The sequence below is a fragment of the Plantactinospora veratri genome (assembly GCF_036421995.1).
GTDB classification, from domain to species: Bacteria; Actinomycetota; Actinomycetes; order Mycobacteriales; family Micromonosporaceae; genus Plantactinospora; species Plantactinospora veratri.
Genome location: NZ_JAZGQL010000037.1, coordinates 64,118 through 83,429, shown reverse-complemented (window position 1 = coordinate 83,429; position 19,312 = coordinate 64,118). Strand labels below are relative to the sequence as shown.

The 19,312-nt window shown below is 72.8% G+C and carries 18 protein-coding genes; 11 read left to right on the top strand and 7 right to left on the bottom strand.

Annotation, left to right across the window (positions count from 1 at the left end; genetic code table 11):
* The first annotated feature begins 67 nt into the window (after positions 1–67).
* From fabG to V1634_RS33555, 4 genes are all read left to right on the top strand, one after another.
* A complete protein-coding gene (fabG, locus tag V1634_RS33570) occupies positions 68–772 on the top strand; it encodes a 3-oxoacyl-ACP reductase FabG (protein ID WP_107263000.1) in 705 nt (234 codons plus the stop codon).
* A 115-nt stretch (positions 773–887) separates the two neighbouring features.
* Positions 888–1,661, top strand: coding sequence for an enoyl-ACP reductase FabI (fabI, locus tag V1634_RS33565; protein ID WP_331211651.1), 774 nt, complete (start codon positions 888–890; stop codon positions 1,659–1,661).
* A 78-nt stretch (positions 1,662–1,739) separates the two neighbouring features.
* Positions 1,740–2,768, top strand: a complete 1,029-nt coding sequence (locus tag V1634_RS33560; RefSeq protein WP_331211650.1) for a ferrochelatase — start codon at positions 1,740–1,742, stop codon at positions 2,766–2,768.
* A 64-nt stretch (positions 2,769–2,832) separates the two neighbouring features.
* A complete protein-coding gene (locus tag V1634_RS33555; protein ID WP_331211649.1) occupies positions 2,833–3,612 on the top strand; it encodes an HAD-IIA family hydrolase in 780 nt (259 codons plus the stop codon).
* A gap of 50 nt (positions 3,613–3,662) precedes the next feature.
* Here V1634_RS33555 and V1634_RS33550 read toward each other — a convergent pair whose 3' ends face one another.
* Positions 3,663–4,949: a hypothetical protein gene (locus tag V1634_RS33550; RefSeq protein ID WP_331211648.1), complete on the bottom strand. Its 1,287-nt coding sequence runs from the start codon at positions 4,947–4,949 to the stop codon at positions 3,663–3,665.
* Positions 4,950–5,311: 362 nt separating this feature from the next.
* A complete protein-coding gene (locus V1634_RS33545) occupies positions 5,312–6,103 on the bottom strand; it encodes a hypothetical protein (RefSeq protein WP_331211647.1) in 792 nt (263 codons plus the stop codon).
* 99 nt (positions 6,104–6,202) lie between these two features.
* Between V1634_RS33545 and V1634_RS33540 the strand changes: the two genes are divergently transcribed.
* Positions 6,203–7,021 (top strand): DUF3097 domain-containing protein, encoded by an 819-nt coding sequence (locus V1634_RS33540; RefSeq protein WP_331211646.1) that lies wholly within the window; start codon positions 6,203–6,205, stop codon positions 7,019–7,021.
* Between the two features lie 26 nt (positions 7,022–7,047).
* Here the strand turns inward: V1634_RS33540 and V1634_RS33535 are convergent, their stop codons facing one another.
* Positions 7,048–8,412 carry a serine hydrolase domain-containing protein gene (locus V1634_RS33535; protein ID WP_407951903.1) on the bottom strand — a complete coding sequence of 455 codons (1,365 nt, stop codon included), beginning with the start codon at positions 8,410–8,412 and terminating at the stop codon, positions 7,048–7,050.
* A gap of 183 nt (positions 8,413–8,595) precedes the next feature.
* Between V1634_RS33535 and V1634_RS33530 the strand changes: the two genes are divergently transcribed.
* The 3 genes from V1634_RS33530 to V1634_RS33520 all read left to right on the top strand — a co-directional run bounded on the left by V1634_RS33530 (position 8,596) and on the right by V1634_RS33520 (position 11,256).
* Entirely contained in the window at positions 8,596–9,066 is a 471-nt protein-coding gene (locus tag V1634_RS33530; RefSeq protein WP_331211644.1) for an NfeD family protein, read from the top strand.
* Between the two features lie 5 nt (positions 9,067–9,071).
* The gene (locus V1634_RS33525) at positions 9,072–10,184 is read left to right on the top strand and encodes an SPFH domain-containing protein (protein WP_331211643.1); all 1,113 of its coding nucleotides are present in this window, start codon (positions 9,072–9,074) and stop codon (positions 10,182–10,184) included.
* A gap of 247 nt (positions 10,185–10,431) precedes the next feature.
* Entirely contained in the window at positions 10,432–11,256 is an 825-nt protein-coding gene (locus V1634_RS33520; protein ID WP_331211642.1) for a hypothetical protein, read from the top strand.
* A gap of 94 nt (positions 11,257–11,350) precedes the next feature.
* Here V1634_RS33520 and V1634_RS33515 read toward each other — a convergent pair whose 3' ends face one another.
* Entirely contained in the window at positions 11,351–11,809 is a 459-nt protein-coding gene (locus V1634_RS33515; RefSeq protein WP_331211641.1) for an SRPBCC family protein, read from the bottom strand.
* Entirely contained in the window at positions 11,806–12,210 is a 405-nt protein-coding gene (locus V1634_RS33510) for an ArsR/SmtB family transcription factor (protein ID WP_331211640.1), read from the bottom strand. The genes V1634_RS33515 and V1634_RS33510 overlap by 4 nt, the downstream gene beginning before the upstream one ends.
* Before the next feature lie 127 nt (positions 12,211–12,337).
* Here V1634_RS33510 and V1634_RS33505 point away from each other — a divergent pair, with 127 nt between their 5' ends.
* Both V1634_RS33505 and V1634_RS33500 read left to right on the top strand, forming a co-directional pair.
* A complete protein-coding gene (locus V1634_RS33505) occupies positions 12,338–13,168 on the top strand; it encodes a TrmH family RNA methyltransferase (protein ID WP_331211639.1) in 831 nt (276 codons plus the stop codon).
* 61 nt (positions 13,169–13,229) lie between these two features.
* Entirely contained in the window at positions 13,230–14,915 is a 1,686-nt protein-coding gene (locus tag V1634_RS33500) for a PucR family transcriptional regulator (protein ID WP_331211638.1), read from the top strand.
* Positions 14,916–14,937: 22 nt separating this feature from the next.
* Here the strand turns inward: V1634_RS33500 and V1634_RS33495 are convergent, their stop codons facing one another.
* Complete coding sequence (locus V1634_RS33495; RefSeq protein ID WP_331211637.1) at positions 14,938–16,287, bottom strand: hypothetical protein; 1,350 nt, start codon at positions 16,285–16,287, stop codon at positions 14,938–14,940.
* 140 nt (positions 16,288–16,427) lie between these two features.
* Here V1634_RS33495 and V1634_RS33490 point away from each other — a divergent pair, with 140 nt between their 5' ends.
* Entirely contained in the window at positions 16,428–17,750 is a 1,323-nt protein-coding gene (locus tag V1634_RS33490) for an aspartate aminotransferase family protein (RefSeq protein ID WP_331211636.1), read from the top strand.
* Here the strand turns inward: V1634_RS33490 and V1634_RS33485 are convergent.
* Positions 17,747–19,114: an acyltransferase family protein gene (locus tag V1634_RS33485; protein ID WP_331211635.1), complete on the bottom strand. Its 1,368-nt coding sequence runs from the start codon at positions 19,112–19,114 to the stop codon at positions 17,747–17,749. The two genes, V1634_RS33490 and V1634_RS33485, sit on opposite strands and share 4 nt — an antisense overlap.
* Between the last annotated feature and the right edge of the window lie 198 nt (positions 19,115–19,312).

Below are 19,312 nucleotides of genomic sequence, written 5' to 3'. Positions count from 1 at the left end.
CGGATTACCTGCCGGTAGCGCCTAGTCTCCAACCCGCACGTCCGTACCGTCCGTGAGGAGGACACCCGTGGCCCGAACCGTGCTGGTAACCGGAGGCAACCGGGGGATCGGCCTGGCCATCGCGCAGGCCTTCGCCAAGCAGGGCGACCGGGTGGCGGTCACCCACCGGGGCAGCAACCCGCCGGCCGACCTCTTCGGCGTCCGGTGCGACGTCACCGACAGTGCCCAGGTCGACGAGGCGTTCTCGGCCGTCGAGGCGGAGTTGGGCCCGGTCGAGGTGCTGGTCTGCAACGCCGGGGTCACCGACGACACGCTGCTGCTGCGGATGTCCGAGGAGCAGTTCACCCGGGTCGTCGACGCCAACCTGACCGGGGCGTTCCGGTGTGCGAAGCGGGCCTCGGCGAAGATGCTCCGGGCCCGGTGGGGTCGCATGATCTTCGTCTCCTCGGTGGTCGGCCTCTCCGGTGGCGCCGGCCAGGTCAACTACGCGGCGAGCAAGGCCGGCCTGGTCGGGGTGGCCCGGTCGATCACCCGGGAGCTGGGCGGCCGGAACATCACCGCGAACGTCGTCGCGCCCGGCTTCATCGACACCGACATGACGGCGGTGCTCTCCGAGGAGCGCAAGGCGGAGATCCGCAAGTCGATCCCGGCCGGCCGGATGGCCGGCGCGGACGAGGTGGCCGGGGTGGTGGCCTGGCTCGCCTCCGACGCCGCCGGCTACGTCTCCGGCGCGGTCATCCCGGTCGACGGCGGCCTCGGCATGGGGCACTGACCGGCCCGGATCCGGAGTAATCACTGGCACAATCGCCCAGGCGCCGTGATCGGCCGGGACGGACCCGGACCGGCCACGGGACGCGGGGGACCACGACGGTTTGGAGGATCTTCACGTGTCTGGACTGCTGGCCGGCAAGCGGCTGCTCGTCACCGGTGTCATCACGGACCAGTCGATCGCGTTCTCGGTGGCGAAGCTCGCCCAGGAGAACGGGGCGCAGGTGGTACTGACCGGCTTCGGCCGGATGTCCCTGGTCGAGCGGATCGCCAGGCGGCTGCCCGAGCCCGCGCCGGTGATCGAGCTGGACGTCACCGACGCCGAGCAGTTGGCCAGCCTCGCGGAGCGGGTCCGCGAGCACGTCGACGGGCTGGACGGGGTGGTGCACTCGATCGGCTTCGCGCCGCAGAGCTGCCTCGGCGGCGGCTTCCTGGACGCGCCGTGGGAGGACGTGGCGACCGCGGTGCACGTCTCGACGTACTCCTACAAGGCGCTCGCGGTGGCCGCGCTGCCGCTGATGAGTCCGGGCGGCGCCGTGGTCGGGCTCACCTTCGACGCCACCAAGGCCTGGCCGGTGTACGACTGGATGGGCGTGGCCAAGGCCGGGCTGGAGTCCGCCTCCCGCTATCTGGCGCTGCACCTGGGCCCGAAGGGGATCCGCAGCAACCTGGTCTCGGCCGGGCCGCTGCGCACGATGGCGGCGAAGTCGATCCCGGGTTTCGAGCAGTTCGAGGAAGCCTGGGCCGACCGGGCCCCGCTGGGCTGGGCGCTGACCGACCAGGAGCCGGCCGCGCGGGCCTGCCTGGCCCTGCTCTCCGACTGGTTCCCGGCCACCACGGGTGAGATCGTGCACGTCGACGGCGGCTACCACGCGCTCGGCGCCGCGATGTGAGCAAGGTCCCGCCGGCCTGATCCGGCGGCCGGGCGGGGCCGGGCCGGCTCGCCCGGCCGGAGCGGGAACAATGGTGGTATGTCGTACGACGCCGTTGTGCTGATCTCGTTCGGTGGTCCGGAACGGCCGGAGGACGTCCTGCCGTTCCTGGCCAACGTCACCCGGGGGCGGAACGTGCCACCTGACCGGTTGGCCGAGGTCGCCGAGCACTACCAGCACTTCGGCGGCGTGTCGCCGATCAACCAGCAGTGCCGGGACCTGCTCGCCGCGATCCGCGCCGACTTCGCCGCGCACGGGCTCGACCTGCCGGTCTACTGGGGCAACCGCAACTGGCACCCGATGCTCGCCGACACCGTGGCCCAGCTCCGTGACGACGGAATCACCTCCGCGCTCGGCTTCGTGACCAGCGCCTACGGCGGCTACTCCTCCTGCCGGCAATACCTGGAGGACATCGCGGCCGCCCGGGCGGCGGTGGGGCCGGACGCGCCGAGGATCGACAAGCTGCGGCAGTACTGGGACCATCCCGGGTTCGTCGAGCCGCACGCCGACGCGGTGGCCACCGCGCTGGCCACCCTCGACCCGGCCCGCCGGGAGAGCACCCGGCTGGTCTTCACCGCCCACTCGATCCCGGTTTCGATGGCCGCCTCCGCCGGCCCGCAGGGCGGCCGGTACGAGGCACAGCTGCGCGAGACCGCCGCGCTGGTCGCCGGGCGGGCCGCCCCCGGCCTGGCGTACGACCTGGTCTGGCAGAGCCGCTCCGGCCCTCCCCAGGTGCCGTGGCTGGAGCCGGACGTCAACGACCACCTGCGGGCGCTCGCGGCCGACGGAGTCACCTCGGTGGTGGTCAGCCCGATCGGTTTCGTCTCCGACCACCTGGAGGTGGTCTGGGACCTGGACACCGAGGCGGCGGCGACCGCCAAGCAGCTCGGCCTCGACTTCGTCCGGGCCGCCACTCCGGGCACCGACCGGAGGTTCGTGGCGATGGTCCGCGAACTGGTGACCGAGCGGTTCAACCCGGCCGACACGGCGGCGCGACGCCGGCTGGGTACGCTGCCCGCCTGGGACACCTGTCCGGCCGGCTGCTGCCAGCCGGCCCGGCGCCCGTGACCGCGCCCGGTAGGAGAGTCATGAACGAGAAGAGCCCGCACGCCGCCCGCTGCCGAGTGCCGGCATGACCGATCGAAAGCCGGTGGAGAGCTGGCTCACCGACATGGACGGTGTGTTGGTGCACGAGGGGCAGGCGGTGCCCGGCGCGCCCGAGTTCGTCCGGGCCCTGCGCGCCTCGGGCAAGCCGTTCCTGATCCTCACCAACAACTCGATCTACACCGCCCGGGACCTACAGGCCCGGCTGAACCGGATGGGCTTCGACGTCCCCGAACACGCCATCTGGACCGCCGCGCTGGCCACCGCGCAGTTCCTGGCCGACCAGCGCCCGGGCGGTACGGCGTACGTGATCGGGGAGGCCGGGCTGACCACCGCGATGCACGCCGTCGGGTACGTGCTGACCGACTTCGCACCCGACTACGTGGTGCTGGGCGAGACCCGGACGTACAGCTTCGAGGCGATCACCAAGGCGGTCCGGCTGATCGACGGCGGGGCGAGGTTCATCTGCACCAACCCGGACCCGACCGGTCCGTCCGCCGAGGGTGCCCTGCCGGCCGCCGGATCGGTGGCGGCGATGATCTCGAAGGCGACCGGGGTGGAGCCGTACTTCGTCGGCAAGCCGAACCCGATGATGATGCGGTCGGCGCTGAACACCATCGACGCGCACTCCGAGACGACCGCGATGATCGGTGACCGGATGGACACCGACATCCTCTGTGGGCTGGAGGCCGGGTTGCAGACCGTGCTGGTGCTGACCGGGATCAGCACCCGGGCCGAGGCCGAGCGCTACCCGTACCTGCCGTCCCGGATCGTCTCCTCGGTCGCGGACCTGATCGACGAGATCTGAGTCCGGCGCCGGCCGCCGCGCGGCGGCCGGCGCCCTGGACACCGGTTCGGTCAGCCGGCCGCGCCCACACCGGCGCCGGTGCGGGTGGCTGCTGACGCGTCGCCGGGGGTGGCTGACACGCCGTCGGGAGCGGCCGACTCGTCGCCGACCGGGCGACCGGGTCCGGCCGGGCCGGCCGGTGGCGGCGCGGGCCGCTGGGTGGGCAGGGCCACTCCCTCGGCCGTCGGCCGGCCGGACCAGCGGGCCGGAAGTGCCGCCACGATGGCGTACCCGAGCGCGGCGGCGACCGGGAACCAGACCGGGACCATGAGCCGCTCGTACTCGGTGTCGACCGGTTTCGCGGCGAGCATGGCCAGCCCGGTCAGCCCGGTACCCAGCCACAGGAAGCTGAGGTGCCGGGTCCGGGTGGCGAAGATCAGCGTGGCCAGTACCACCGCGATGAGCGGCAACGGGGAGAGCACCATGTGTTGCAGGGTGCCGGGCCACCATTCGAGGTTCTTCTCCCAGAGCCAGGTGTACGGCTCCGGGGTGTCCGGGACGCTGAAGTGGTTGGTGGCGTAGTCCTGGATGGCCTCGGTCAGCGACGGCAGCTTCAGGGCCGCGCTGACCGCGAACCAGCCGAGCAGGGTGGCCAGGCCGAGCCCGCCGGTGAAGAGCGCGCCGCGCCGGTTCGGGAACCTGGTCAGCAGCGCGCAGCCGCTCGCGGCCAGCAGCACCAGGGCCATCGCCACCCCGTTCGCCGACTTGGTGACGAAGGTCCAGCCGAAGCCGGCGAGCGCGATCGGCAGCCCGCTGAACCGGTTGCGCCAGAGCAGCATCGCGCCGATCAGCACGGCGAGGCAGCCGGCCAGCATCGCGCCGTCGGCCAGCATCCGGGTTATCCAGTACCCGGTCGGCAGCAGGTAGACCAGGGCAGCCGCGGCGACGCCGACCAGGCGTATCCCGAAGGCGAGCCAGACGGCCAGATAGCTGAGCAGGCCGACGCCGACGGCGATGATGAGTGTCGCGATGGCCATGCCCTGCCAGACGCCGAAGATCTTCACGAAAGGCGTCGCGAACAGCGGGTATCCGGGCCGGCTGTCGAAAATTGCGGTGTACCGGGGAGAAATGCCCTGTTGGGGATATCCGTTGCGACAGACCGGTCGCATATTCTGGTCTTTGGCCGAACGGTTGATGTCGCGACACACCTGAAAGGACGACCGGGCGGACGCGGTCGCCGGATCGGTGCCGGCGAAGATCTGCGCCTGCCGCATGTACCAGTAACTGTCGCCGGAGGAGGCGATCCGGCGCGGGTCCTCGTAGCGGGCCATGCAGAGTGCTCCGGCAATGGCAATCACCAACATCACCCAGCTCAGCTCGACCACCGTGCGGCGGTTGAACCACCGGCGTCGGGATGCGGGGGGACTCGCGGAAGAGGTGTTCGCGAGATCGGTCGTATTCGGGGTGCCGCCCATGAAACGAGGACCCTACCGCACCATTGCGACCGGAATCTTTCCCCCGCCACCCCGGCGGCGTGCAGTCGGACGAATTGGTCCGGACGATTTCGCGATCGGGTCGGTACCGGTGCATTCGCCAACGGTCGTCGTATCGCGGGGGACCGGGGCCGACGGATGTGCCCGGCAGCACCGGCGACCGAATGCCCCGGTGTCGGGGGTACCCGGGAACGCCGGCCGGGCCGACCCGGAAGGACGGCGGCGGGTCAGGCCGAGAGCGGGGCGTTGCAGGCCGCCACGACCGCCCGCCGGCAGGCGGCGGTGAGCGGGCGGAGCGCGGCGTCGCGCTGCTGGGCCTCGTAACCGTTGACCGAACCGCCCGGCGCGGCGTGCTCGGCCAGCGCGAGCACCTGGTCCAGCACGCTGGCCCGGGCGAACAGCCGGCGGGAGCGCGGATCGAAGCCCGGCGGCAGATCCATCCCGTTGTCCGGGCGGCGCAGCGCGGCGAGCGCACCGGCCAGCTCGGGGCGCCACTGCGCGACGTCGAGCCGGGTCAGCGCGGCGGTCGCCTCGGCGAGGGTCACCGCCAGCTCGGCCTCGGCCTCGGCCGCGCCGGGGCTGCCCAGCGAGGCGGCCGGAGCGGTCTCCGGCAGCGGATAGACCCGCCACAGCACCGTCTCGAACGTCACGCCGGACCCGCTGGTGTGCGTGCGTACCTCGGGAATCACGCCCAGGCCACGGGCCACCACCGCCTCGCCGGCCAGCAGGGCCGCCGAGGCGAACGGGCCGGGACCGGGCAGTCCACGCGGATCGCCCGGGGCGGGCAGCACCAGCCGGATCTCGTCGGGCGAGAGCTTGGAGAAGGCGCAGAGCGCGTCGCGCAGCGGTATGTCGGTCCAGGCGCCGGGGGCGTCGGCGACGAGATGCTCCTCGTCGGCGGCGATCTCGTCGGCGATCTCGTCATAGGGCACCAGCCCGGCACGCCATGCGCGTACCCAGGCCACGAAGCGGCTGGACCGGCGCGCCACGAGAGTCGCCGCGCCCGTTGCGGGGGACATGCGGCTAGGGTACGTGCTTTCCGCGCCGGCTGTCTCGGCTGCCGGCCCGGCGGCGCGTCAACACAGATCGGCCGCCGGCGGCGGCTACCGTCGCCTCCCATGGGGAGGATGTACGGCGACGACGTGCTCGCCGGGGACTGGCGGCGGCGCAAGGTGGTACCCGAGGTGCCGGCCGAGGTCGATCTGGTGGTGGAGGACGCCGACTCGGGGTTTTGCGGCGCGGTGGTGGGTTTCGAGTCCGGTGCGGTGGTGCTGGAGGACCGGCACGGCCGGCGCCGGAACTTCCCGCTGCTGCCGGCGGCGTTCCTGCTCGACGGCCGACCGGTGACGCTGCGCCGGCCGGCACCGTCGGCGGCACCGGCGCCGCGTCGGCGGACCGCCTCCGGATCGGTCGCGGTGGCCGGGGTACCCGCCCAGGTGGCCAAGGCCAGCCGGATCTGGGTGGAGGGCGTGCACGACGCGGCGCTGGTGGAGCGGATCTGGGGCGACGACCTGCGGATCGAGGGCGTGGTGGTGGAGCCGCTGGACGGCATCGACGCGCTCGCGCAACGAGTCCGCGAGTTCGCACCCGGCCCCGGACGGCGGCTGGGCGTACTCGTCGACCACCTGGTGCCCGGCTCGAAGGAGAGCCGGATCGTCGCGGCGGTCAACTCGCCGGACGTGCTGGTCACCGGCCACCCGTACGTCGACGTGTGGCAGGCGGTGAAGCCGTCTGCGCTCGGCATCCGGGCGTGGCCGGTGGTGCCGCCGGGACGCCCGTGGAAGGAGGGCGTCTGTGCCGCCCTCGGGGTGGCCGAGCCGGCCGAGATGTGGCGGCGCATCCTCGCCCGGGTCGACAGCTTCCACGACGTGGAGACACCCCTGATCAACGCGATGGAACGGCTCATCGACTTCGTCACGGTCCCGTCCGGGCCCTGATCCGGTGGTGCGGCCCGGCGGCGGAGTCAGCCGAGGTCGTCGGGGTCGCGGGTGAAGACGAAGGTGGCGATGTCCAGGGCGGTGGCCGCGCCGGTCGGGTCGCGCCGGACGGTGAGGATCTCCCCGTCGTTCATGCCGGAGCGGCCCCGCCAGCGGCCGGTGGAGTCCCGGCCGAACCGCCAGTGCGGGACGGCGCCGGCCGGCAGCTGGGTGACCAGCAGTTCCTCGGCGCTCGGGTCCCAGGAAACCTCGAACTCGCGCCCCATCCACCACCAGCGGCCGGTCAACTCGGCGATCCGCGGCTGCGGCGGCACGGTCGCCGGACGCCAGGGCGGGACGGGCCCGGGTACGGCGTCGAGCACCGTACCGAGCACCTCCCGGCCGAGCAGCGGCAGCGATCCGACGCGCAGCCCGTACGCGTTGGCGAAGCCGACCACGCCGGTGCCGGACGGCCGGTGCACCGAGAGCGTGGCGATGTAGCCGGGCATCGAGCCGCCGTGCCCGACGTACACCCGGTCGCCGACCCGGTGCAGTTCCACGCCGAGCCCGTAGCCGGCGGTCCAGGAGTCCGGGTCGGCGATCGCCACCGGAACGCACATTTCGGCCAGGGTGTCCGGGGCGAGAATCTCCGGATCCGGGGCGGCGAGGAAGGCGGCCCAGCGGGCCAGGTCGGCCAGGCTGGCCCAGAGCTGCCCGGCCGGTGCCATCGCCCCGGTGTCGGTACGCGGCTCCTCGCGCAGCGTTTCGTGCCACGGATGTACGACGTAGCCGCGGGCGTACGGTTCGGCAGGCTGGTAGGAGGTGCGGACCATCCCCAGTGGATCGAGCAGCCGAGACCGGACGAGTTTCCACCACGTCTGGCCGGTGACCCGCTCCAGCACCGCACCGAGCAGCCCGTAACCGAGGTTGGAGTAGTGGAACGTGCGGTGTGCCGGAAAGGCCAGTTTGTCGCTGCTCAGGCCGGCCAGCAGGGTGTCCAGGTCGGCACCGGCGGAGCGTTCCCACCACTCGCCGTCCGGTTCGCGTTGCAGGCCGGCGGCGTGGCCGAGGAGCTGGCGCAGCCGGACGGCGCCGAGCGGACTGCCGGGCAGGTACCGGTCCAGCGGATCGTCCAGGTCGAGCACTCCCTCGTCGCGCTGGCGCAGCAGGAGTACCGCGGTCATCGTCTTGGTGATCGAGCCGATCCGGTACTGGATGTCCGGGTCGGGCGGTGGGGTCTCGCCGGCCGCGGCGACGTGCACGAGCCCGCTGCCCGGAGCCGTGCCGGTGGCGGCCGGGGCCCGGAGCACCCCGAGGATCAGCGAGGGCGCCCGGCCCGTGGCCTGGGTCTGGGCGACGAGCGCGTCGATCCGGCGGGCGGTCTCCGGCGGCAGGCCGGTCTCCGGCGACAGGGTGGCCACGGGCGCCTCCTCGGGACTGGGGGTGCGGCAACCGGACTAATTATCCGAACCGGACTGGCCGGGGCGGAACCGGACCGGTCCGGACGGCGTCGATCGCCGGATCCTGGCATACGAAATCTCATGTGCGTCGATCGTGAGTCGCCGGTACATGCGTGATCGTGTCAGGATCGAGGTGTGGAGCCGCTGCTGTGGATCGTATTGGGCGTCGTGCTGGTCGTCGCGGAGATCTTTACGACGACCCTCTTCCTGATCATGCTCGGGATCGGGGCGTTCGCCGCCGCCGGTGCGGCCGCCCTCGGTGCTCCGGTGGCCATCCAGGCGTTGGTCTTCGCCGCCGTCTCGGCGCTGACCCTGGTTGTTGCCCGCCCGGTCATCCAACGACACCGCCAGTCCGCGCTGGCCGGCGACGATCAGCCGTTCGGCATGCAGGCGATTGCCGGCAGCACCGCGCTGGTGCTCGAACGGGTGGACGCCAACAGCGGGGTGGTAAAGATCGACGGTGAGATCTGGACCGCCCGGGCCTACGATGCGACCCAGGTGTTCGCCCCCGGCGAGCGAGTGCGGGTGATCGAGGTCAAAGGCGTGACCGCGCTGGTGTGGCACGAGGATTTCGCTATTGACGAGCAGCCCGACACAAAGAGGTGAGCGGTGTGGATACTGTGATGGGAATTTTGTTGGCCGCCGTGGCCCTGATCACGGTGATCACCCTGATCCGGGCGGTGCGGATCGTCCCCCAGCAGCGCGAGGACGTGGTCGAGCGGCTCGGGAAGTACAAGCGCACGCTCCAGCCCGGCCTCAACCTTCTGGTCCCGTTCATCGACGCGGTACGGACCAAGGTCGACATGCGGGAACAGGTGGTCAGCTTCCCGCCCCAGCCCGTGATCACCTCGGACAACCTCGGCGTCTCGATCGACACCGTGCTCTACTTCAAGGTCGCCGACTCGGTGAAGGCGACCTACGAGATCTCCAACTTCCTCCAGGCCATCGAGCAGTTGACCGTCACGACCCTGCGTAACGTGATCGGCTCGCTCGACCTGGAGCGGGCGTTGACCAGCCGGGAGGAGATCAACCGGCACCTCTCCGGCGTACTCGACGAGACGACCGGACGCTGGGGCATCAAGGTGACCCGGGTGGAGATCAAGGCCATCGAGCCGCCGCCGAGCATCCGCGACTCGATGGAGAAGCAGATGCGCGCCGAGCGGGACCGCCGGGCCGCGATCCTCAACGCGGAGGGGCAGAAGCAGTCGCAGATCCTCACCGCCGAGGGGGAGAAGCAGGCCGCGGTGCTTCGGGCCGACGGTGACCGGCAGGCCCGGATCCTCCAGGCGGAGGGGCAGGCCAAGGCGATCCGCACCGTCTTCGACGCGATCCACCAGGCCAACCCGAGCCAGAAGGTGCTGGCCTACCAGTACCTCCAGGCGCTGCCGCAGATCGCCAACGGAACCGCCAACAAGGTCTGGATCGTGCCCGCCGAGTTGAACAAGGCGCTCGAAGGACTGGGCGGCGCGTTGGGCGGACTCGGCCAGATGGTCGGCGACGAGCCCCGGGCGAGGGTCGACGCCGGTGCGGTCGAGCGAGAGGCCGCCGAGGCGGCGGCCGCCGCGGCCGAGGCGGCCCGGCAGGTCAACGCCGAGGTACGCGCCGCCGAGGCGCAGGTGACGTCCCGGCCCACCGACCAGCAGGGCTTGCCGGCGCCGGAACCGGTCCCACCGGCCAGCATGCTCGGCGACTCCACCGTGGACAAGCAGCCCGAGCGGGGCTGACGGCCTGCCGTCGGGCCCCGCCCGGCGGCAGCCGCCCTATTCGACCAAAGCGTCCGCGCGGCGCCCCGGCACCTGACACGATCGGTCTAAGCGACGGGTGGTGACCAGGAGCGGGGCGTCGAGCGGACTGCCCGTGCCCGCCCGCGCAGCACGTGGAGCGAGGTGACGGCGCGTGATCCACCCCTCGAAACCGGAAAACCACCCCTCGAACCCCAAGCGTGATCCCACGCTCCCCAGTGCCTCGACGGTGCCGAAGCGGACAGCCGGCACCGGACCGGGCATCGGCGGCGCCGTGGCTGCGGCCTCCGGGCGGTGGCCGTACGGCGGTTTCGGCTTCCTGCCGTTCGTGGTCGAACGAGGCGGCGACGAACCGGCCAGCGACGCGAGCTGGGCCTGGTCGTTGCGCCGGATGGCCCGGCTCGCCGTCTGGTCACTGCCCGGATACGCCATTGTGTACGGTTCGGTGACCCTGGTCGGTGCCGGTGACGCACCGTTTCTCGCCCAGCAGCGTCCGGGCCACCTGCTCGGCTGGATCGGTGCGCTCTGGCTGGGCCTGCTCGCGCTGATGGCGCTGGCCAGCCTGCTGGTCACCACCCGCACCCGGGGCACCGGTACGGCCGGACTGCTGGTCGCGGTCGCCGGGACGATGCTGGTACTCCCGTTCGGCGGCCTGCCGGACCCGACGGCGACGTTCGGCCGGACGGGTCAGGTCATCGCCGTCTGCGGCGGGGTGCTCTACTCCCTCGGCTGGTGGCTGACCGGTCTGGCGCTGCACCGGTCCGGGGTGTTCAGCCAGTCCGACGGCGTACTGCTGATGATCGCGGCGCCGCTGCTCGGCGTCGGCGGGATGCTGGCCTCCGCGCTGCACGCCCTCGGCGCGATGCTGGTGCTCGCCGGCGGGATCGGGATCGCCTGGCGGGCCCGGCGGCTGGTACCGGCGGTCGGCCGGGCCGCGCTGACCCGGCCCGGTACGGCCGGCGCGGTGGCGGCGCGGGTCTCCGGCGGCGGCCTCGGCGTCACACCGGCGGGCGGCGGCCTCGGCCCCGCCACGACCGGCCCCGCCCCGTCCTGACCGACCCACCCGTCCCGGTGCCCGGGCCGGTTTCGCCTCGGCGCCCACCGCCGGTCCGGTCACTGGCGGAGTGTCCGCTTCGTCCTGGGTGGAGTTACCGGGCCGGCTCGCGTTCCGGGGTGCCGTCCGGCTCGGCCAGCAGCTCCGCCAGGCGGCGGAAGACCATGCCGCGCCAGCCACCGTCCATGATGGCGAAGGCGCGCTGCTGGATCGGGTCGTCGGGATCGAACCCGGCGTGTTCGACGAAGAGCCGGGTGCCCCGCCCCTCGGCGGCCAGCGTCCAGGTGACGGTGGTGTCCAGGTGGCCGCCGGTCCAGGAGAGCCTGAGCCGCCGCTCCGGCTCGACGTCCAGCACCTCGCCGTGCACCACGCCGTCGAAGTCCTGGTCCGGCCGGGCCATGGTCTGGAAGGTGAACCGGTGTCCCGGCACCGCCTTGAAGTCGTTCGGCATGAACCACCGGGCCAGCAGGTCGGGTTCGGTGAGCGCGCGCCAGACCCGGCCGGGTGGGTGCGCGAGATACTGGTCGGCCCGGATCACGCCGCGTTCGGTCATCGTCGTTTCTCCTTCTGCTCGCCGGAATCCCGGCTCGGTTCGGATGTCGTGGCCCCGGCCTGCCGGGGGTCGTCGGCGTCCTCGTCGACGGCCATCGCGTCGAGGAGATCGCGCAGCCCGGTGAGCTTCTCCCGCCAGAACCGCTCGTACGGGGTCAGCCACTCGGCCACGTCCCGCAGCGGCTCCGGCCGCAGCGAGTAGAGCCGTTGCCGGCCCGCCCGGCGCTCGACCACCAGGCCGGCGTCCCTGAGCACCCGCAGGTGCTCCGAGAGGCTCGGCCGGCGCATGTCGAAGTGGTCGGCCAGTTCCTGCACCGGCCGCTCGCCCCGGTCCAGCAGCAGGCCGAGCAGTTGCCGCCGGGTCGGGTTGGCGACCGCGGTGAAGACGTCGACCTCAGCCACGGTGGCCCTCCCTGACAGTCATACGGAGAGAATAGGTAGGCTATGTCCTACCAGTCAAGGGTAGGAAATCTCCTACCTGTCGGGGGTGGCCGAACGGCGGCGCCTGGACCGGGGAAGAATCGGCGCCGTGCCCGACGCGCCGACGACCGTTCCCGCCGAAGTGATCACCGATCCGCAGGACCCCCGGATCGCCGACTACCGGGCGCTCACCGACGTCGAGCTGCGTACCCGGTGGGAGCCGCCGAACGGGCTCTTCATCGCCGAGGGCGAACTCGTGCTCCGCCGGGCGCTCCGGGCCGGCTACCGGCCGCGCTCCTTCCTGGTCGACGCGAAACGGGTCGACCAGCTCGGTGACCTGGGAACCGCCGACGCACCCGTCTACGCGGCCAGCCCGGCCGTGCTGGAGCAGGCCACCGGCTTCCACGTGCACCGGGGCGTACTCGGTTCGTTCCACCGGCGGGAGCTGCCGACCGTGCCGGAGGTGCTCCGGGACGCCCGCCGGGTGGTGGTGCTGGAGGACGTCAACAACCACACCAACGTCGGCGCGATCTTCCGGGGGGCCGCCGCGCTCGGCATCGACGCGGTGCTGCTCTCGCCCACCTGCGCCGACCCGCTCTACCGGCGCAGCGTACGGGTCAGCATGGGTGAGGTCTTCGCGGTGCCGTACGCGAAGTTCGACCACTGGCCGGCCGGGCTGGCCGAGGTGCGGGCGGCCGGCTTCGCCGTACTCGCCATGACCCCGGCCCCGGACGCGGTGCCGATCCAGCGGCTCGGCCCGGCCCAGCGGCACCGGGCCGCGCTGCTGCTCGGTGCCGAGGGTGCCGGCCTCACCCCGGCGGCACAGGCCGGCAGCGACGCCCGGGTGGTCATCCCGATGCGTCGCGGCGTCGACTCGCTCAACGTCGCGGCGGCCGCCGCCGTCGCCTTCTGGGAACTCGGTCGCGACGACCCGGCGTAGCCGGCCGGCCGCGACGGCGCGGGCGCCGGACGGTACCGCGCCGGGCGGTACCGTCGAGCCCGTGTTTCCTACCGTGCGTGAGGTGCTGGCCCTGGACCCGGTCCGGCACGGCGGCCCCCGGGTGGTCGCCGGTACGGCCGGGCTGGACCGGCTCGTACGGTGGGTGCACGCCGCCGAGGTGCCGGACATCGCCTCCCTGCTCAGCGGGGGAGAACTCGTGCTCACCACCGGCATCGGCCTGCCCGGCGACGACCCCGGGCTGCGCGCCTTCATCGGCGAGCTGGCCGACGTCGGGGTCTCCGGACTCGTGGTCGAACTCGGCCGGCGCTATCCGGCGGCGGTACCCCGGGCGATGGTCGCCGCCGCCGAGCGCCGCAGCCTGCCGCTGGTCGAACTGCGCCGGGTCACCCCGTTCGTCCGGATCACCGAGGCGGTGCACGGATTGATCGTGGACGCCCAGCTCACCGAGCTGCGGGCGACCGAGGAGATCCACCAGCGCTTCACCGAACTCTCCGTCGAGGGCGCCGAGCCGGCCGAGGTGCTCCGGCAGGCCGCCGTACTGTCCGGCTGCCCGGTGATCCTGGAGAACCTCTCCCGACAGGTGCTGGCGTACGACCCGGCGGGGGAGAGCGCCGAGCTGCTGCTGCGGGGCTGGGAGCAGCACTCCCGGCGGATCCGCCCGGCCGGCCGCACCGGCTACGACCCGGACGCCGGCTGGCTCTGCACCACCGTCGGCGCCCGGGGGCAGGACTGGGGGCGGCTGCTGCTGCGCTGGCCGAGCGGCGAGCTGCCGGCCGCCGCGCCGGGCGGTCCGCCGACCCGGCTGACGATCCTGATCGAGCGGGCCGCCTCCACCCTGGCACTGGGCCGGCTGATCCGGCGGGACGCCGAGGGGCTGGAGCGGCAGATCCACCGCACCCTGCTCACCGCGCTGCTCGACCACACCCGGCCGGTCGACGAGGTGGCGCTGCGGGCCCGCGCCCTCGGGGTACCCCTGGACCGCCGGCACCTGGTCGGGGTGGTGGTCCGGTACCGCGCGGACGAGGCGGCTGCGGGCGCGGCGGGCGGCCCGGCCGGCCAGGCCCGGCTGCGGGACCTGGCCGAGGCGGTCAGCCAGGCACTCCGGGAGGCCGAACTGTCCGGGCTGGCCAGCACCGTGGACGACCAGGCGGTCGGCGCCGTGCTGGCGCTGCGGGACGCCGGGGACGAGGAGCCCGCCCTGGCCGCCTTCGCGGCGGCCCTGGACCGGGTACGCCTGGACGCCGGCCCGACCGCCGGGCGGGCGTACGGGGCGCCGGGCGCGCTGATCGTGGCGGCCGGCTCGGGTGTCGGCACCGTACGGGAGGCCCGGCGCTCGCTGATCGAGGCCCGCCAGGTCGCCGACGCCGCCCGCCGGGGTCGACGGGACCTGCCGGTCTACCGGTTGCCCCAGGTGGGGCTGGCCGGGCTGCTGCACCTGCTCCGGGACGAGCCGAGGTTGCAGACCTTCGTCGAACGCGAACTCGGGCCGCTGCTGACCCACGACGCGGAGCATCCCCGTGAGCAGTTGCTCGGCACCCTGCGCGGCTATCTGGCCAGCGGCCGGAACAAGTCGGCCGCCGCCGCGGCGGCGCACCTGTCCCGGCCGGCCTTCTACGAGCGGCTGGCCCGGATCTCCCGGATCCTCCGGGTGGACCTGGACTCGGTGGACGACTGCCTGTCGCTGCACGTCGCCCTGCTCGCCCTGGACGCCGTCCGGGACGACTGAGCGGCCCCCTCGCCGCGCGGGGTCAGGAGATCGCGGTCAGCGCCTTGGCGTACGTCGGCGGGACGAAGTGCGGGCCGGCCGGGGTGAAGACGTCGGTGGCGTTCGCGGCCGTCCAGGCCTGCGCCGGGACGGCGTCGAGCAGCGTACGGACCACGGCGGCGTCCCGCCAGTCCGGGTGCTCGGCGACCAGGCCGAGCGCCACCACCGACTCCTCGACCTCGCCGACGCACTCGAACGGCTTGTGCGCGTCGATGCCGAGCAGTTCGAGGTAGCCGGGCGCCTGGGCCGGGTCGGCCAGCAGGTCGGCGCCGAAGATCCGCACCAGTCGGGCCCGGGGCATGAACGGGGCCAGGGCCAGGAAGATGAACCGGCACTTCGGGCAGTTCCCGCACCACCGGTCGCTCGGGTCGCTCAGCTTGAACGCGGCGTTGCAGCTGGTCACCACGTCGTCGTAGCGGGTGAACTGGGCGAAGAGCCGGGCGATGTGCAGCTCGGAGAGCTGACGCAGCAGCGAGAAGTACGGCTCGGTCAGCCCGGCGTGCCCGGCCAGCGCCGCCCGGAGCAGTCCCTCCGCCTCGACCCCCTTGGACCACTGGTGGTTGACCTCGACGCCGTGCCAGACCAGGTTCGGGTCGGAGGCCGAGCGCTCGTTCGACATCACCACCGGGCCGAGCCCGTGCAGTACGGCGGTGGCGACCGCGATCAGCGAGTTGATCGCGGTGACCGGGATGTGCCCGTTGCGGGCCCCGGCCGCGTTCAGTTCGATCAGCGCCGGGTCGAGCCGGCGTCGGGCGGCCAGCGGGGTGAGCCCGGACGCCTCGTCGACGCTGACGATGATGTGGTTGGGGTTGACCGAGAAGGGGACGGGGTCGAAGCCGGCCCGGCGCAGCGCCTCCAGGCTGACGATGGAGTCCTTGCCGCCACCCACCGTGGAGAGCGGCCGGCGGTCCGAGTTGTCCCACCAGGTCGGCTCGGTGACCCGGCCCGGCGGCAGCTCGGGGGTCAGCTCCAGCACGTGCGGCAGGTCGTTGCGGTAGGCGTACTCGGCGAGGCCGGCGGTGTAGACGGCGGTGACCAGCGAGACGGCCTCGGCGCCCAGCGGCGCCGGCAGGACCAGCCGGGGCGGTGCGGCGGCCTTGTAGTAGCTCACCCCGGCGACCAGGTGCAGCAGCTCCAGCACCCGGCCGAAGGTGGCCAGGGCTTCCGGTGACGGCGGGGCCGCAGGTTGCGGGAAGGTGACCCGTTCGGCGAACCGCAGCTCGCCGTCCGGGCCGGTCAGCGCGTATTCGAGGGTCGCCTCCCCGGTGGCCGGGTCGAAGGAGTGGGCCGGGAAGGAGAAGGCGTCCATCCGCCGGAGCTGTCCGTTGGGCACACGCAATAGTAATCAACCCCTGGTTGACGGCATGTCAATGTCCGGGCCCCGTTGCCCGACAGGGTGGCAGTTGCCCGGTGTCCCCGCGCGGTGGGAGCGTGCAGGAGTCCGCGTTCCCACCGCTGAGGGGTGTGAGAACCATGACCACCGACGATCTGCTGGCGCGGCACCGGGCCGTGCTGCCGTCCTGGATGCCGCTGTACTACGCCGAGCCGATCGAGATCGTCGCCGGCTCCGGCCGCCGGGTCACCGATGCGCAGGGGCGCGGTTACCTGGACTTCTTCGGCGGGGTGCTGACGAACATGCTCGGCTACGACGTCGCCGAGGTGAACGAGGCGGTGCGCCGCCAGCTCGACACCGGGGTGGTGCACACCTCGACCCTCTATCTGATCCGGCAGCAGGTGGAGCTGGCCGAGCGGATCGCCGCGCTCTCCGGAATCCCGGACGCCCGGGTCTTCTTCACCAACTCCGGCACCGAGGCGAACGAGGCGGCGCTGCTGGTCGCCACCAACCACCGGCGGTCGAACCAGATCCTGGCGGTGCGGAACAGCTACCACGGCCGGTCGTACGCGGCGATGGGGATCACCGGGCACCGGAGCTGGTCGGCGAGCAGCCTCAACCCGCTCCAGGTGAGCTGGCTGCACTCCGGTGACCGGCTGCGCGGCCTGCTGGCCCGGTTCGGTCCAGACGAGTACGTCGACGCGGCCGTCGAGGACCTGCGCGAGGTGCTGGCGACCCAGACCAGCGGGGACGTGGCCTGCCTGATCGCCGAGCCGGTCCAGGGGGTCGGCGGGTTCGTGGCCCCGCCGGACGGGCTCTTCGGCGCGTACAAGAAGGTGTTGGACGAGTCCGGCATCCTGCTCATCTCCGACGAGGTGCAGACCGGGTGGGGGCGGACCGGGGAGCACTTCTGGGGCTACCAGGCGCACGGCGTCACGCCGGACCTGCTCACCTTCGCCAAGGGCATCGGCAACGGCTTCGCCCTGGCCGGGGTGGTCGGCCGGGCCGAGGTGCTCGACGAGGTGCACGCGGTCTCCTTCTCCACCTTCGGCGGCAACCCGGTCTCGACGGCGGCCGGCAACGCCGTCCTGGACTACCTGCTCGCACACGACCTCCAGGCCAACGCCGCCCGGGTCGGTGCGGTACTCCTCGCCGGGCTGCGCGAGCTGGCCGACCGGCACGCCACGATCGCCGAGGTGCGCGGCAAGGGGCTGATGCTCGGCGTCGAGTTCGTCCGGCCGGGCAGCACCGAGCCCGATCCTGCGATCACCAACCGGGTGTTCGAGGAGTGCCGGCGGCGCGGCCTGCTGGTCGGCAAGGGCGGCCTCTACGGCAACGTGCTGCGGATGGGGCCGCCGCTGACGCTGACCGAGTCCGAGGCCCGGGAGGGCCTGGCGATCCTCGCCGAGGCCGTCGCGCTGGTCGACGCCGAGGCGGTCGCGGTCGCGGACCGGGCGGGCTAGCCGGATGGGCGGTCGGCCCGGGCGGCGGCGGGCACCGAGCGGAGCAGCCGGAGCAGTCCGGCTCCGGCCAGGTACGCCACCAGCGCGCCGGTAGGCAGGCCGAGGAGGTATTCGCCGCTCTTCGGGGCGACGTTGTTGCTGAACAGCCCGACCACGGTCGCGGCGAAGCCGGACACGACGAGGAGCAGTCGGGGCAGTGGACGGGCGAGCGTACGGCACAGCGCGGCCGGCATGGCGCGGGGCCGGCTGGACGGGCGGCGGGAGCCGCGCAGTTCGATCCGGCCGAAGACGGCGACCAGTACCGCCAGCGCCCCGGCCAGCATGATCAGCCAGGGGATCCGCCAGAGCCACCAGGCGGTGCCGCCGACCGGCGGGCTGGGCAGCGCACCGAGTGCGTCCAGCGCGCCGGCCAGCAGGATCACGGCGGTGAGGTGCCAGAGGAAGATGGTCAGCACCACCGAGTTCACCGCGACGACCAGCATCCACGGGCGGGTCCGGTGCAGCCAGCGCTCGGCCCGGGCCCGGAGCAGCATGATCAGTCCGAGCTGCGCGGTGGCCAGGGCGAGCAGGGCGAGGCTCGGCGGCGACATGTTCTGGATTCGCTGGTCCGGCTGGTTGATCATGCTGGTCGGGTACGGACCGACCAGGGTGAGCAGCAGCAGCGCGGTCAGCCCGACCACGAGCAGCGGCCAGCCGACCCGGGGACGCATCGGCAGGTTCCCGGTCCGCCAGGCGAACCCGACCTGGTGCATGGCGAGCCAGCCGAACAGGAAGTTGCCGTACCCCAGCCGCTCCTCGCCGAGCAGCCGGGCCAGGTCTCCGAGGGCGAGCAGCCCGAGCAGCACCACGGGCACGACCAGGCCGTACCGCTGGTGCAGGGCGTACGTCACCGGGGTCAGCAGCACCACGCAGAGGTACGCGGAGAGGAACCAGAGCGGCACCGTGGCGTACCAGACGACCTCGCGGACCTGGGTCGGGCCGGCGCCGAGCAGCCGGGCGCCGAGTGCGGCGAGGGCGAGCAGCACCAGCAGCACGGTGGTGGGCCGGATCAGCCGCCCGCTCCGGTCGGTCAGCCAGCCGCCGGCGTCACCGCCCCGCCGCCGGTGACCGGTCAGCGAGGCGGCGTTCGCGTAGCCGCCGACCAGGAAGAACAGCGGCATGACCTGGAAGAGCCAGGTGCCGGGTCGGCCCCAGGCGATCTCCTCCAGCGCGTTGTGGCCACGCAACCGCCCCGCGTCGTGCTCGAGGACGGCGATCAGCCAGTGCCCGATCACCACCAGGACGATCGCCACCGCGCGGAGCAGGTCGACGTAGCGTTCCCGCTCGGCGGGCGTGCGGCCGGCGAGCTCCCGCAGGCGGCGCATGTGGCCAGGCTATCTACTCCGTCGGGCCGCCGACGCGCTATGCGACAAGCCGGGTCGATTGCCGGTCCGTAACGGTTCGGCCGCCGGGGCTTGCTGCCGGCACCCTCTTCCGTAAGAATCCTTCAGTAACTTTGCGTTAAGTGAAGACAAGCAACAGCGTTAAGTGAAGACGGCAACAGTGCCGAAGTGGTCCCACCT

Bases quoted from the DNA above. Each gene is read 5' to 3' on its own strand.
- V1634_RS33545 (WP_331211647.1), bottom strand. From the start codon at position 6,103: ATGTCCCCCGCAACGGGCGCGGCGACTCTCGTGGCGCGCCGGTCCAGC.
- V1634_RS33485 (WP_331211635.1), bottom strand. From the start codon at position 19,114: ATGCGCCGCCTGCGGGAGCTCGCCGGCCGCACGCCCGCCGAGCGGGAA.
- V1634_RS33560 (WP_331211650.1), top strand. From the start codon at position 1,740: ATGTCGTACGACGCCGTTGTGCTGATCTCGTTCGGTGGTCCGGAACGG.
- V1634_RS33555 (WP_331211649.1), top strand. From the start codon at position 2,833: ATGACCGATCGAAAGCCGGTGGAGAGCTGGCTCACCGACATGGACGGT.
- V1634_RS33515 (WP_331211641.1), bottom strand. From the start codon at position 11,809: ATGACCGAACGCGGCGTGATCCGGGCCGACCAGTATCTCGCGCACCCA.
- V1634_RS33540 (WP_331211646.1), top strand. From the start codon at position 6,203: ATGGGGAGGATGTACGGCGACGACGTGCTCGCCGGGGACTGGCGGCGG.
- V1634_RS33490 (WP_331211636.1), top strand. From the start codon at position 16,428: ATGACCACCGACGATCTGCTGGCGCGGCACCGGGCCGTGCTGCCGTCC.